The sequence below is a fragment of the Streptomyces sp. NPDC053076 genome, from assembly GCF_044546845.1.
Taxonomy (GTDB): domain Bacteria; phylum Actinomycetota; class Actinomycetes; order Streptomycetales; family Streptomycetaceae; genus Streptomyces.
Window position 1 is genome coordinate 583,158 of record NZ_JBITZL010000001.1, and the last position, 13,638, is coordinate 596,795.

At 70.8% G+C, this 13,638-nt stretch carries 11 protein-coding genes; 1 reads left to right on the forward strand and 10 read right to left on the reverse strand.

The genetic code is table 11. From position 1 onward, the window contains the following. Positions 1 to 296 precede the first annotated feature (296 nt). From ACIGYR_RS02515 to tkt, 9 genes are all read right to left on the reverse strand, one after another. Positions 297 to 962: a TetR family transcriptional regulator gene (locus ACIGYR_RS02515; RefSeq protein ID WP_399604244.1), complete on the reverse strand. Its 666-nt coding sequence runs from the start codon at positions 960 to 962 to the stop codon at positions 297 to 299. Between the two features lie 220 nt (positions 963 to 1,182). Beyond that, a complete protein-coding gene (locus ACIGYR_RS02520; protein WP_399604241.1) occupies positions 1,183 to 2,646 on the reverse strand; it encodes a membrane-associated oxidoreductase in 1,464 nt (487 codons plus the stop codon). A gap of 148 nt (positions 2,647 to 2,794) precedes the next feature. Then, positions 2,795 to 3,388: a histidine phosphatase family protein gene (locus tag ACIGYR_RS02525; RefSeq protein WP_399604239.1), complete on the reverse strand. Its 594-nt coding sequence runs from the start codon at positions 3,386 to 3,388 to the stop codon at positions 2,795 to 2,797. A 6-nt stretch (positions 3,389 to 3,394) separates the two neighbouring features. Continuing rightward, a complete protein-coding gene (gene gnd / locus ACIGYR_RS02530; RefSeq protein WP_399604236.1) occupies positions 3,395 to 4,273 on the reverse strand; it encodes a phosphogluconate dehydrogenase (NAD(+)-dependent, decarboxylating) in 879 nt (292 codons plus the stop codon). A 2-nt stretch (positions 4,274 to 4,275) separates the two neighbouring features. Then, positions 4,276 to 5,928, reverse strand: a complete 1,653-nt coding sequence (pgi, locus tag ACIGYR_RS02535; protein ID WP_399604233.1) for a glucose-6-phosphate isomerase — start codon at positions 5,926 to 5,928, stop codon at positions 4,276 to 4,278. Between the two features lies 1 nt (position 5,929). After that, positions 5,930 to 6,856 carry a glucose-6-phosphate dehydrogenase assembly protein OpcA gene (gene opcA, locus ACIGYR_RS02540; RefSeq protein ID WP_399604230.1) on the reverse strand — a complete coding sequence of 309 codons (927 nt, stop codon included), beginning with the start codon at positions 6,854 to 6,856 and terminating at the stop codon, positions 5,930 to 5,932. Then, a complete protein-coding gene (zwf, locus tag ACIGYR_RS02545; protein ID WP_391841926.1) occupies positions 6,853 to 8,442 on the reverse strand; it encodes a glucose-6-phosphate dehydrogenase in 1,590 nt (529 codons plus the stop codon). Before zwf ends, opcA begins: the two co-directional genes overlap by 4 nt. Then, entirely contained in the window at positions 8,442 to 9,584 is a 1,143-nt protein-coding gene (gene tal / locus ACIGYR_RS02550; RefSeq protein WP_399604227.1) for a transaldolase, read from the reverse strand. The genes zwf and tal overlap by 1 nt, the downstream gene beginning before the upstream one ends. A 78-nt stretch (positions 9,585 to 9,662) precedes the next feature. Further along, positions 9,663 to 11,738: a transketolase gene (tkt, locus tag ACIGYR_RS02555; RefSeq protein WP_399604224.1), complete on the reverse strand. Its 2,076-nt coding sequence runs from the start codon at positions 11,736 to 11,738 to the stop codon at positions 9,663 to 9,665. Between the two features lie 146 nt (positions 11,739 to 11,884). On the opposite strand from tkt, the gene ACIGYR_RS02560 reads away from it, so the two are divergent. Next, positions 11,885 to 12,967, forward strand: coding sequence for a helix-turn-helix domain-containing protein (locus ACIGYR_RS02560; RefSeq protein WP_399604221.1), 1,083 nt, complete (start codon positions 11,885 to 11,887; stop codon positions 12,965 to 12,967). Positions 12,968 to 13,257: 290 nt separating this feature from the next. Here the strand turns inward: ACIGYR_RS02560 and ACIGYR_RS02565 are convergent, their stop codons facing one another. After that, positions 13,258 to 13,440 carry a hypothetical protein gene (locus tag ACIGYR_RS02565; protein WP_399604218.1) on the reverse strand — a complete coding sequence of 61 codons (183 nt, stop codon included), beginning with the start codon at positions 13,438 to 13,440 and terminating at the stop codon, positions 13,258 to 13,260. Positions 13,441 to 13,638: the final 198 nt, after the last annotated feature.

Genomic DNA, 13,638 nt, shown 5'->3' on the forward strand with positions numbered 1-13,638 from the left:
CACGCGCGGGGCGCCCGGGGCCGCGAGGGGTTCCGGGCTCCCCGCCGCCCGGTGAGGTGCCAGGCTGCCGCCTTCTCCCGCCGCGACGTCTCCCGCCCGGCGCGCTCCTTGAGCAGCGGGGGCGGGGACGGACACGGCAGTGCTCCTTCGGGGGAACTCCCCTTCGTGCGGGAGGGGAGTGAGCGGCGGGGCGACGGCGGATAGCGGCGGGTAAATAACTCACTGGATAGTTAGTTATGGGGGGTGGAATGCTGCGCCCGCGTTTCTCCGCCGTCAAGAGCTGGTGCGCGGGGCCGTCAGTCCGCGGTCCGCTCCGCCGTCAGATAGGCGATCACCATGTCCCCGAGCATGGTCCGGTAGTGCTCCCGCTGCGCGGGCTCCACCAGGTCCCGGCCGAACAGGGCGTTGAACGTATGCCGGTTGGCGACCCGGAAGAAGCAGAACGAGCTGATCATCGCGTGCAGGTCCACCGCGTCGACACCGGCCGTGAACAGGCCGGACTCCTGCCCGGCGGCGAGGATGCGGCGGATCACGTCCAGCGCCGGGGAGCCGATCCGGACGAGCTTCTCGGAGGCGGAGATGTGCACGGCGCCGTGGATGTTCTCGATGCTGACCAGGCGGACGAAGTCCGGGTGCCGCTCGTGGTGCTCGAAGGTCAGCTCGGCCAGCCGCCGGATCGCCGCCACCGGGTCCAGATGCTCGACGTCCAGTTGCTGCTCGGCCTCCCGGATCACCCCGTACGCCCGCTCCAGCACCGCGGTGAACAGCTGCTGCTTGCCGCCGAAGTAGTAGTAGATCATCCGTTTCGTGGTGCGGGTGCGGGCGGCGATCTCGTCGACGCGGGCGCCGTCGTAGCCGGCCCGGGCGAACTCCTGCGTGGCCACGTCGAGGATCTCGGCCTTGGTGCGGGCGGCGTCGCGCACCCGCTCGCCGGGTCGTGCCGGTTCTTCGACGCTGGTCATCGGTGTCCTTCGGGGCCGTGAGGCGCCCGGGCGGCGCGCTCGTTCGCGTGCCGGTGATTGTAGAAGCACGGTCCCGGCGCCCGACGGGGGCTTCCGGGCGGCAAGCGTCGGGGGATACAGCTGACGAACCAGTTCGTACATTTGCGCTCGCGCTCCCGGGAGGATGACCAAGGACTCGTACCTGGTCGGGCTGGCCGGAGCCGGGACCGACCCTTCGGCTTCACTGGCGGCTGACCGTGCGGGTGACACCGGCGATCACCGTGGAGGCGAGGATCCAGCCGGTCAGGACGAGGACGTAGGCGAGCAGCTGGTACCAGCCCTGCGGGGCGAACGCGGAGTCCTGACCGAAGGAGATCACCGGCAGCAGCAGGTCGAGCGTGTAGAACACCGGGCTGAACGGCGGTGCCTCGTCCGCCTTCAGCGGCTGCGGGTGGTGCAGCGCGTAGGCGACGGAACCGAGCGCGAGCAGCGACAGCAGCCAGCCGGCGGCGCGCAGCGGACGGAAGCCGTAGCCGACGGTGACGTCCTGGGCCAGGCCCCACATCCGGCCGTACCAGGGCAGGGTGTGCCGGTGCCGGCGCTGCTTGGCGAGCTGCACGAGCCGGGCCGCGTGGTCGTCGCCGACACGGCGGTAGGCGGCTGTCAACTGCTCGTAGGCGTGCGGCACATGGCCGTCACGCTCCCGCTCCAGCATGGGCAGGCGACGCTCGGCCGGCTCGTGCGGGACGAGCGAGGTGTACGTCAGCTCGCCGAGCAGCACCTCGTCCGGCACCGACTCCGGTTCCAGGAGGAGCACTTCGAGCTGGGCGCGGCGCAGATTGAGGGCGCCCTCCATGGGTGGCCCCTTGCGCAGCCACAGCTCGCCGATGGTCGTGCTGGCGGCCCGCAGCGCCGAACCGCCCGGACTCGACAGGCGGGTGTACGACAGGTCGAGCCGTCCGTTGATGCGGGCGCCGCGCAGGCCCATCCAGCCGCGCACCTCGGCGGACCGGACCAGCATGTCGCCCTCGACGGCGAACGTCTCCGCGTCCAGCGCGGCGCCTTCGGGGCGGCTGAGCCGTGCCTCGTTGAGGTTGACCGACCCGGCGACGGTGGCGCCGTTGAGCCGTATCTGCCCGTGCGTGCGCAGCCCGGGCGCCCACAGGTCCGCGCCGACGGCGGCCTGGTTGAGCTGGAGCACCGGCTCGTCGGCACCGGGCGCGGTCAGCTCCGCGCTCTCCAGGTACAGACTGCCGCCGATCCGGGCCCCGCCCAGCCGCATGACACCGTGGCACCGCGCGCGGGTCAGCCGCACGACGCCGTCGACGTGCATGGCGTGGCCGACGAGGCCGGGCAGGACGGACTCGCTGAGGTTGAGTTCGCGCAGCCGGGCGGCGTAGTACCGCGGGGCCTCCTCGAAGTGGCAGTGCCGCAGCCGCACCGGGTGGTCGATCGTCGCGTACTGCAGGTCGAGCCGGCCCGTGATCCGGGCTCCCGTGAGACTCAGCGACGCTATCTCCCCGTCCTGCCGCGGCCCGTCGAGCAGCAAGGCCCGCAACACCTCGGCGCGTACGGTGCGTTCGACTCCCCAGTCCCGGCCCTCGGCGGGATCGTCGTCGGCCCCGTCCCGGAAGTCCACGGCCTCCCCCCGCGGAAACGCCCGCCACACCCGCTCCTCGGCCGCCGTCAGCTCGTTGATCTCCACCAGCGGGACTCTGACCCGAGGCGGAAGGCGGTGTCAATGCGCCGCTGGGCGCACGTACCCGGCAACAGCCGCCGGTGCCGACGACACAGTGCCCCCGCACCGCTGACCACATCGGTGCGGGGGCACCGGGACGGGCGCCCGGCCGGCGCTAGGGGCGGACGTTCCACTCCGCGATCACCGGGCGGCCGTGTTCCGTCGACAGCCGGCTGACCGTGGCCGTGGCCAGCTGGAACAGCCGGCCCTCGGCGGGCGGCAGGCCCAGGCGGCGGGCGGTGAGGACGCGCAGGAAGTGGGCGTGGGCGACGAGGACCACGTCACCGGTGTCCTCGGCCAGGGCCGCGTCGACGCGGGCCAGGACCCGGTCGGCGCGGGCGCCGGCCTGCTCCGGGGACTCGCCCGGGTGTCCCTCCGGGCCGGGGGGCACGCCGTCGGTCCACAGGTCCCAGTCGGGCCGGGTGCGGTGGATCTCGGCGGTGGTGATGCCCTCGTAGCCGCCGTAGTCCCACTCGTGCAGGTCGGGGTCGGGTACGACCGCGGGTATGCCGGCCAGTTCGGCGGTGCGCAGCGCGCGGCTCAGCGGGCTGGCCAGCGCGCGGGCGTAGGTCCGGCCGGTGAGGAGCGGGGCGAGGGACTTGGCCTGTTCCTCGCCGTGCCCGGTCAGGGGCAGGTCGGTCCAGCTGGTGTGCTGTCCCGACCGGCTCCACTCCGTCTCACCGTGGCGGACCAGCAGGAGGTCCCCCACGGCGGCTCAGCCCTTCTTCTCGACCGCGTGGCCGCCGAACTGGTTGCGCAGCGCGGCGACCATCTTCATCTGCGGCGAGTCGTCCTGCCGGGAGGCGAACCGGGCGAACAGGGAAGCGGTGATCGCCGGGAGCGGCACCGCGTTGTCGATGGCCGCCTCGACGGTCCAGCGGCCCTCGCCGGAGTCCTCCGCGTAGCCGCGCAGCTTCTCCAGGTGCTCGTCGTCGTCCAGGGCGTTGACCGCGAGGTCGAGCAGCCAGGAGCGGATGACGGTGCCCTCCTGCCAGGAGCGGAACACCTCGCGGACGTTGTCCACCGACTTGACCTTCTCCAGCAGTTCCCAGCCCTCGGCGTACGCCTGCATCATGGCGTACTCGATGCCGTTGTGGACCATCTTCGAGAAGTGCCCGGCGCCGACCCGGCCCGCGTGGACGTAGCCGTACGGGCCCTCCGGCTTGAGCGCGTCGAAGATCGGCTTGACCCGGTGCACGTGCTCCTTGTCGCCGCCGACCATGAGCGCGTAGCCGTTCTGCAGACCCCACACGCCGCCGGAGACGCCCGCGTCGACGAAGCCGATGCCCTTGACGCCGAGTTCGGCGGCGTGCTTCTCGTCGTCCGTCCAGCGGGAGTTGCCGCCGTCGACCACCGTGTCGCCCTCGGACAGCAGGTCCTTGAGTTCGTCGATGACCCCCTGGGTGGCGGTGCCGGCCGGGACCATCACCCAGACCGTGCGCGGCGCGTCGAGCTTCTCGACCAGTTCCGCCAGGGACTTGACGTCCGAGACCTCCGGATTGCGGTCGTAGCCGATGACGGTGTGGCCGGCGCGGCGGATCCGCTCGCGCATGTTGCCGCCCATCTTGCCGAGACCGATGAGACCGAGCTGCATGATCAGTTCTCCTGAGCGTTCTTGAGAGTGCGGTAGGCGGCGACGAGGGCTGTGGTGGACGGGTCCAGACCGGGTACGTCCGCACCCTCGGTGAGGGCGGGTTCGACCCGCTTGGCGAGGACCTTGCCCAGCTCCACGCCCCACTGGTCGAAGGAGTCGATGTTCCACACCGCGCCCTGCACGAACACCTTGTGTTCGTAGAGGGCGACCAGCTGGCCGAGCACGGACGGGGTCAGCTCGCGGGCGAGGATCGTGGTGGTGGGGTGGTCGCCGTGGAAGGTGCGGTGCGCCACCTGCTCCTCGGGGACGCCCTCCGCACGGACCTCCTCGGCGGTCTTGCCGAAGGCGAGCGCCTGCGTCTGGGCGAAGAAGTTGGCCATCAGCAGGTCGTGCTGGCCTTGGAGTTCCTCGCTCAGCTCGGGCAGCGGGCGGGCGAAGCCGATGAAGTCGGCCGGGATGACCTTGGTGCCCTGGTGGATCAACTGGTAGTAGGCGTGCTGGCCGTTGGTGCCGGGGGTGCCCCACACGACCGGTCCGGTCTGCCACTCCACCGGCTTGCCGTCACGCTGCACCGACTTGCCGTTGGACTCCATGTCCAGCTGCTGGAGGTACGCCGTGAACTTCGACAGGTAGTGCGAGTACGGCAGCACCGCGTGGGTCTGGGCGTCGAAGAAGTTGTTGTACCAGATGCCCAGCAGGCCCAGCAGCAACGGCGCGTTGGCCTCGGCGGGCGCGGTGCGGAAGTGGTCGTCGACGGTCCGGAAGCCGTCCAGCATCTCGCGGAAGCGGTCCGGGCCGATGGCGATCATCAGGGACAGGCCGATGGCGGAGTCGTACGAGTACCGGCCGCCGACCCAGTCCCAGAACTCGAACATGTTGTCCGGGTCGATGCCGAACTCGGTGACCTTCTCCGCGTTCGTGGACAGCGCCACGAAGTGCCGGGCGACCGCCTTGTCGTCACCGTCGAAGCCGCGCAGCAGCCAGGTGCGCGCCGACGTCGCGTTCGTGATCGTCTCGATCGTGGTGAACGTCTTGGACGCCACGATGAACAGGGTCTCCGCCGGGTCCAGGTCCCGGGTCGCCTCGTGCAGGTCGGAGCCGTCCACGTTCGACACGAACCGGAACGTCATGTCCCGTGCGGTGTACGGGCGCAGCGCCTCGTAGGCCATCGCGGGGCCGAGGTCGGAGCCGCCGATGCCGATGTTGACGACGTTGCGGATCCGCTTGCCGGTGTGGCCGGTCCAGGCGCCGGAGCGGACCCGCTGGGCGAAGTCGCTCATCTTGTCGAGCACGGCGTGCACCTTCGGCACGACGTTCTCGCCGTCGACCTCGACGACCGCGTCCCGTGCGGCGCGCAGCGCGGTGTGCAGGACCGCACGCCGCTCGGTGACGTTGATCTTCTCGCCGCGGAACATCGCGTCCCGCAGCCCGAACACGTCGGTGGCGGCGGCGAGTTCCTGGAGCAGGGACAGGGTCTCATCGGTGATCAGCTGCTTGCTGTAGTCGATGTGCAGGTCGCCGACCCGCACGACGTACCGTCCGGCGCGTCCGGGGTCCGTCGCGAACAGCTCGCGCAGGTGCGGCCGGCCCTTGGCGCGGTGGTCGGCGAGGGCCGTCCACTCGGGCCGGTCGGTGAGCTTCGGGAACTCTGCCATGTCAGGCGTTCTCCTTGCTGGCCTCGCCCTGCAGGGCGATGGCGTACATCTCGTCGGCGTCGAGGCGGCGCAGCTCCTCGGCGATGAGTTCGGAGGTGGGGCGGACCTTCAGGGCGAGGGTGCGCGGCGGCTGGCCGGGCAGGCTCAGCGTGGCGAGCGGGCCCTCGGGCCGGTCGACGACGATCTCACCGTTCGCGGTGCCGAGACGCACGGCCGTCACGAACGGGCCGGCGCTGTGCACCCGCTCCACCTGAACCTTCAGGCGTGCCTCCAGCCAGCGGGCGAGCAGCTCGGCGCTGGGGTTGTCGGCCTCGGCCTCGACGGCCGCCGACGTCACCTTGGCCCGGGCCTGGTCCAGGGCGGCGGCCAGCATCGACCGCCACAGGGTCAGCCGCGTCCAGGCGAGGTCGGTGTCGCCGGGCGCGTAGGTGCGGGCCCGGGCGTCCAGGACCTCCAGGGGCCGCTCGACCGCGTACAGGTCGGTGATCCGGCGCTGGGCGAGCGCGCCCAGGGGGTCCTTGGCGGGAGCCTCGGGGGCCTCCACCGGCCACCACACGACCACCGGGGCGTCCGGCAGCAGCAGCGGCAGGACCACCGAGTCGGCGTGGTCGGACACCTCGCCGTAGGTGCGCAGCACGACCGTCTCGCCGGTGCCGGCCTCCGAGCCGACCCGCACCTCGGCATCCAGCCGCGACGAGGTGCGGTCGCGCAGGGTGCGGGCGTGCCGCTTGATGACGACCAGGGTCCGCGAAGGGTGTTCGCGGGAGGCGTCCTCGGCGGCCTTGAGCGAGTCGTAGGCGTTCTCCTCGTCCGTGACGATCACCATCGTCAGGACCATGCCCACGGCCGGCGTGCCGATGGCGCGGCGGCCCCGCACCAACGCCTTATTGATCTTGCTTGCCGTGGTGTCGGTCAGGTCGATCTTCATGGCCTGCGCCAGCTCCGTCCGTCTCGTGCGAGCATCTCGTCGGCTTCCGTCGGTCCCCAGCTGCCCGACGCGTACTGCGCCGGCCTGCCGTGCGCCGCCCAGTACTCCTCGATCGGGTCGAGGATCTTCCAGGACTCTTCCACTTCCTGGTGACGGGGGAACAAATTGGCGTCGCCGAGCAGCACGTCCAGGATGAGCCGCTCGTACGCCTCCGGGCTCGACTCGGTGAACGACTCGCCGTAGGCGAAGTCCATGGACACGTCCCGGATCTCCATCGAGGTGCCCGGCACCTTCGACCCGAACCGCACGGTCATGCCCTCGTCCGGCTGGACGCGGATGACGATCGCGTTCTGGCCCAGCTCCTCGGTGGCGGTGGAGTCGAACGGCGAGTGCGGGGCCCGCTTGAAGACCACCGCGATCTCGGTCACCCGGCGGCCGAGCCGTTTGCCGGTACGCAGGTAGAAGGGGACGCCCGCCCAGCGGCGGTTGTCGATGCCCAGCTTGATCGCGGCGAAGGTGTCCGTCGTCGACTTGGGGTCGATACCGTCCTCCTGGAGGTAGCCGACGACCTTCTCGCCGCCCTGCCAGCCGGCCGCGTACTGCCCGCGCACGGTGTGGTCGCCGAGGTCCTCCGGCAGCCGGACCGACTTCAGCACCTTCAGCTTCTCGGTGAGCAGCGCCTCCGCGTCGAACGCGATCGGCTCCTCCATGGCGGTCAGCGCCATGAGCTGGAGCAGATGGTTCTGGATGACGTCCCGGGCCGACCCGATGCCGTCGTAGTAGCCGGCCCGGCCGCCGATGCCGATGTCCTCGGCCATGGTGATCTGCACATGGTCGACGTACGACCGGTTCCAGACCGGCTCGTACATCTGGTTGGCGAAGCGCAGCGCCAGGATGTTCTGGACCGTCTCCTTGCCGAGGTAGTGGTCGATCCGGAACACCTGCTCCGGATCGAACACGTCGTGCACGACCCGGTTCAGGTCCTGGGCCGACTTCAGGTCGCGGCCGAACGGCTTCTCGATGACCGCGCGCCGCCAGGAACCCTGGGGCGGGTTCGCCAGGCCGACCTTCTTCAGCTGCTGCACGACCTTGGGGAAGAACTTCGGCGGCACCGACAGGTAGAAGGCGAAGTTGCCGCCGGTGCCGCGGGAGGAGTCCAGCTCGTCGACGGCGTCCTTCAGCTGCTTGAAGGCGGTGTCGTCGTCGAAGTCACCGGGGATGAACCGCATGCCCTCCGCGAGCTGCTGCCACACCTCCTCGCGGAACGGGGTGCGCGAGTGCTCACGGACCGCGTCGTGCACGACCTGCGCGAAGTCCTGGTCCTCCCAGTCCCGGCGGGCGAACCCGACGAGGGAGAAACCCGGCGGCAGCAGGCCACGGTTGGCCAGGTCGTAGACGGCCGGCATCAGCTTCTTGCGGGACAGGTCACCGGTCACCCCGAAGATGACCAGACCCGAGGGCCCGGCGATGCGGGGGAGCCGGCGGTCGCGGGCGTCCCGCAGCGGATTCACCCAGTCGGCGGCCGGGGCCACCGGGACCCGCACCGCCTCGGGTGCGGGTGCCTGGGCGGGGGCGTTCTCGGTCATCAGGCGTCAACTCCCTTGCTCTTCAGGGACATGGCGACGGCGTCCAGCAGTTCCTGCCAGGCCGCCTCGAACTTGGCGACGCCCTCGTCCTCCAGCTGCTGGACGACCTCGTCGTAGGAGATGCCGAGCCGCTCGACGGCGGCCAGGTCGGCACGGGCCTGCTCGTAGCCGCCGGTCACGGTGTCACCGGTGATCTCGCCGTGGTCGGCGACGGCGTTCAAGGTGGCCTCCGGCATGGTGTTCACGGTGCCCGGCGCGACCAGCTCGTCCACGTACAGGGTGTCCTTGTACGCGGGGTCCTTCACGCCGGTGGACGCCCACAGCGGGCGCTGCTCGTTCGGCCCGTCACCGGCCAGCGCGAGCCACCGCTCGCCGGCGAGGACCTCCTCGTACGCCTCGTAGGCGAGGCGAGCGTTGGCCAGGGCCGCGCGGCCCTTGAGGGCCAGGGCCTCGTCGGTGCCGAGGGCGGTGAGCCGCTTGTCGATCTCGGAGTCCACACGGGAGACGAAGAAGGACGCCACCGAGTGAATGGTGGACAGGTCGATGCCGCGCTCGCGGGCCTTCTCCAGGCCGGCCAGGTAGGCGGCCATGACCTCGCGGTAGCGCTCCAGGGAGAAGATCAGGGTCACGTTGACGCTGATGCCGAGGCCGATGACCTCGGTGATCGCCGGGAGGCCCGCCTCGGTCGCCGGAATCTTGATCATCACGTTGGGCCGGTCGACCAGCCAGGCCAGCTGCTTGGCCTCGGCCACGGTGGCCTCGGTGGCGTGGGCCAGGCGCGGATCGACCTCGATGGAGACCCGGCCGTCACGGCCGCCCGAGGTGTCGTACACCGGGCGCAGGACGTCGGCCGCGTCGCGCACGTCGGCGGTCGTCATCATCCGCACGGCCTCGTCGACCGTGACACCGCGTACGGCGAGGTCGGTGAGCTGCTCCTCGTAGCCCTCTCCGGAGCCTATGGCGGCCTGGAAGATGGACGGGTTCGTCGTGACGCCGACGGCACTTCCGCTCGCCACCAGCTCGGCGAGGCTGCCCGAGGTGATCCGCTTGCGCGACAGGTCGTCGAGCCAGATCGACACGCCCTCGTCGGCGAGGCGCTTGAGGGCTCCCGGGGGCGCGATTGCTTCGGTCACAGTGATCATTCTTTCTTCTTGCGTCGGTATTCGTGCGTCGGAGGTGCGTCGGTGGTGCGTCAGTGGTGCGTCGGTGGTGCGTCGGTGTCAGGCGCGCGCGGCGGCGAGCGACTCGCGGGCCGCCGCGGCGATGTTCTCGGGAGTGAAACCGAACTCGGCGAACAGGGTCTTGGCGTCGGCGGAGGCGCCGAAGTGTTCGAGGGAGACGATGCGGCCGGCGTCGCCCACGAACCGGTACCAGGTCAGGCCGATGCCGGCCTCCACGGCGACCCGGGCCTTCACGGCGGGCGGCAGGACCCGCTCGCGGTAGTCCCGGGGCTGCTCCTCGAACCACTCCACGGACGGCATCGACACCACGCGCGTGCCGGTGCCCTCGGCCTCCAGCGCCTCTCGCGCGGCCACGGCCAGGTGCACCTCGGAGCCCGTCGCGATGATGATCACCTCCGGGACCTCCGTCGAGGACTCGCGCAGTACGTAGCCGCCCTTGGCCGCGTCCTCGTTCGGCGCGTACACGGGCACGCCCTGGCGGGTGAGCGCGAGCCCGTGGGGGGCGGGCTGCGTGGCGTGCCTCTTCAGGATCTCGGCCCAGGCGATCGCGGTCTCGTTGGCGTCCGCCGGGCGGACGACGTTCAGACCCGGGATCGCGCGCAGCGAGGCCAGGTGCTCGACCGGCTGGTGGGTCGGGCCGTCCTCGCCGAGGCCGATCGAGTCGTGCGTCCACACGTACGTCACCGGCAGCTGCATCAGCGCCGACATCCGGACCGCGTTGCGCATGTAGTCGGAGAAGACGAGGAAGGTGCCGCCGTAGATCCGGGTGTTGCCGTGCAGGGCGATGCCGTTCATCTCCGCGGCCATGGAGAACTCGCGGATTCCGAAGTGCACGGTACGGCCGTACGGGTCTGCCTCGGGCAGCGGGTTGCCCTTCGGCAGGAAGGAGCTGCCCTTGTCGATGGTGGTGTTGTTGGAGCCGGCCAGGTCGGCGGAGCCGCCCCACAGCTCGGGGACGACCGGGCCGAGGGCCTGGAGCACCTTGCCGGAGGCGGCGCGGGTCGCGACCGACTTGCCCTCCTCGAACACCGGCAGCGCGTCCTGCCAGCCCTCGGGCAGCTCGCCCTTGCTGACGCGGTCGAACAGTTCGGCCCGCTCCGGCCGGACGGTACGCCACTCGGCGATCCGCTTGTCCCAGGCCGCGTGGGCCTCGGCGCCCCGGTCCAGGGCCCGGCGGGTGTGCTCGATGACCTCGTCGGCGACCTCGAAGGTCTGCTCGGGGTCGAAGCCGAGGACGCGCTTGGTGGCGGCGATCTCCTCCTCGCCGAGCGCGGATCCGTGGGACGCCTCGGTGTTCCGCGCGTTCGGGGCGGGCCACGCGATGATCGTGCGCATCGCGACGATCGAGGGCCGCTCGGTCTCGGCCCGCGCGGCCTTCAGCGCCGCGTACAGGGCGGGGACGTCGACGTCGCCGTCGGCGGTGGGCTCGATGCGCTGGGTGTGCCAGCCGTACGCCTCGTACCGCTTCAGCACGTCCTCGGAGAAGGCGGTCGCGGTGTCGCCCTCGATGGAGATGTGGTTGTCGTCGTAGAGGAAGACCAGGTTGCCCAGCTTCTGGTGGCCGGCCAGCGAGGACGCCTCGGCGGAGACGCCCTCCTCCAGGTCGCCGTCGGAGACGATCGCCCAGATCATGTGGTCGAAGGGGGAGGTGCCCTCAGGGGCGTCCGGGTCGAACAGGCCGCGCTCGTAACGGGCGGCCATCGCCATGCCGACGGCGTTGGCGACCCCCTGGCCGAGCGGCCCGGTGGTGGTCTCCACACCCGCGGTGTGCCCGTACTCGGGGTGGCCCGGCGTCTTCGAGCCCTGCGTCCGGAACGCCTTCAGGTCGTCCAGCTCCAGCTCGTACCCGGCGAGGAAGAGCTGGGTGTAGAGGGTCAGCGAGGTGTGACCGGGGGAGAGGACGAAACGGTCACGGCCGGTCCACTCGGGGTCCGCGGGGTCGTGTCGCATCACCTTCTGAAAGAGCGTGTACGCGGCAGGTGCCAGGCTCATCGCGGTGCCCGGGTGCCCGTTGCCCACCTTCTGCACCGCGTCGGCCGCCAGAAGTCGGGCGGTGTCCACGGCACGCCGGTCGAGGTCGGTCCACTCGAAGTCGTCGGAAGTCTGCGTGGTCATCTTCAAGAAATCCTCGTTCGGTGCGGGAAAGCTGGCCTGACGCGTTCAAACTTAAAAGTCTGACTTTTTCGAGGGAAGGTCGGGGTGTGTCAGCCTGTGGTGAATCTGGGACAGTGATCACGCGACCGAGGCGGCACGAAGAGGACATGACCGACAGAACGCAGCGAGCCGCCGACAAGGACAGCGGCGACACCGGCTCCGGCGACACGGATTCCAAGGCCACCGGCTCCGGCGGCACGGACTCCAGGGGCACCGGCTCCGGCGGCACGGATTCCAGGGACACCGGCTCCGGCGGCACGGGCTTCGGTGCCACCGGCTCCAGGGACACCGGCTCCGGCGCCACCGGCGGCGACGGGAACGCGGACCGCGACCGGATCAGAACCTTCCCCTTCCCGGCCGAGCTGGCCGTCGGCGGTGTGGGCATGCAGATGGGCCCGATGGGCACCGACCGAACCTGGCACGCCCACGCCCCTCTCCACCGCGTCCACCGCATCGACTTCCACGTGGTCATGCTCTTCACCGACGGCCCCGTGCGGCACATGATCGACTTCGCCGAGTACGAGGCCACAGCCGGTGACGTGCTGTGGATCCGCCCCGGACAGGTCCACCGCTTCTCCCGGGATAGCGTGTACCGCGGAACCGTCCTGACCATGCAGCCCGGCTTCCTGCCCCGCTCCACCGTCGAGGCCACCGGCCTGTACCGCTACGACCTGCCGCCCCTGCTGCACCCCGAACCGGCGCAGCTCACCGCGCTGCGGACCGCCCTCGACCAGCTCCACCGCGAGTACGAGGACACCGTCACGCTCCCGCTCAGCCTGCACGCGGCCGTCCTGCGGCACACGCTGACCGCGTTCCTGCTGCGCCTCGCCCATCTCGCCGCAAGTTCGGCGCGGACCTCCCGGCAGCAGACCGACAGCACCTTCACCCGCTTCCGGGACGCCGTCGAGCAGGGCTTCGCCACCAACCACAGTGTCAGCGCCTACGCCGACGCCCTCGGATACTCCCGCCGCACCCTGGTCCGCGCCGTCCGCGCGGCCACCGGCGAGACGCCGAAGGGATTCATCGACAAACGCGTCGTCCTGGAAGCCAAACGCCTGCTCGCCCACACGGACCTGCCGATCGGCCGGGTCGGGGCGGCCGTCGGCTTTCCCGACGCGGCGAACTTCTCCAAGTTCTTCCACCTGCACACAGGCCAGACCCCGGTGGCCTTCCGGGCGGAGCTGCGCTAGCTGCCTGACCACGTACTCGCGGGCCAGTGCAGCTGGGAGTTCCGCCGGGTGTACACGACCTGGGCGCCCACGCGGTGACGAAGCCGCCCACGGCCGATACGAACCGGCGCCGGGCGACATCGTGCCCGAGGACCCGTCCGGCCAGTTCCGGCACCGTGACGCCGGCCCGCTCGGCTTCCTCAACGAGGGCGTCGTACGCCGCGTCGTCAACCGGTAACTGAATCTCTCGGGCCGCGGCAGCAGCCGTCCGCGCTCCCCGTACCTCGAGGAGCGAGCCCGTTCGGCTGCGGTCACGCGTATGCGGCGACCGCGGCGAAGTAGATGGCCAGAGCGGTTGCGGCCGCGGCCGCCCCGGCGAGGATCGCCTGCGGAACCCCGGTGCCAGTGCGGTGGGTGAGGACTCCTGCGGCAAAACCGATGTTCGTAGCGGTGGACAGGGCGAGCAGCAGGGACAGGATCTGAAGTCGGCTCATCGCGTGAACTCCCCATGAGTCTCTGGCCGGCCCAGGACGGGCCGTACGGGACGAGTTCGACATTGGCTGTCCAGGGAGTTGTCCCACGAGAGCCTTGGGTAAATGACCAGCAGAGACAGAGGAGGCGCAGGTCAACGCTACGCTACTGGCGCGTCGACGGCGGGCGTCCAACGGCTGCTTGAGAGTGGGTTGGACACT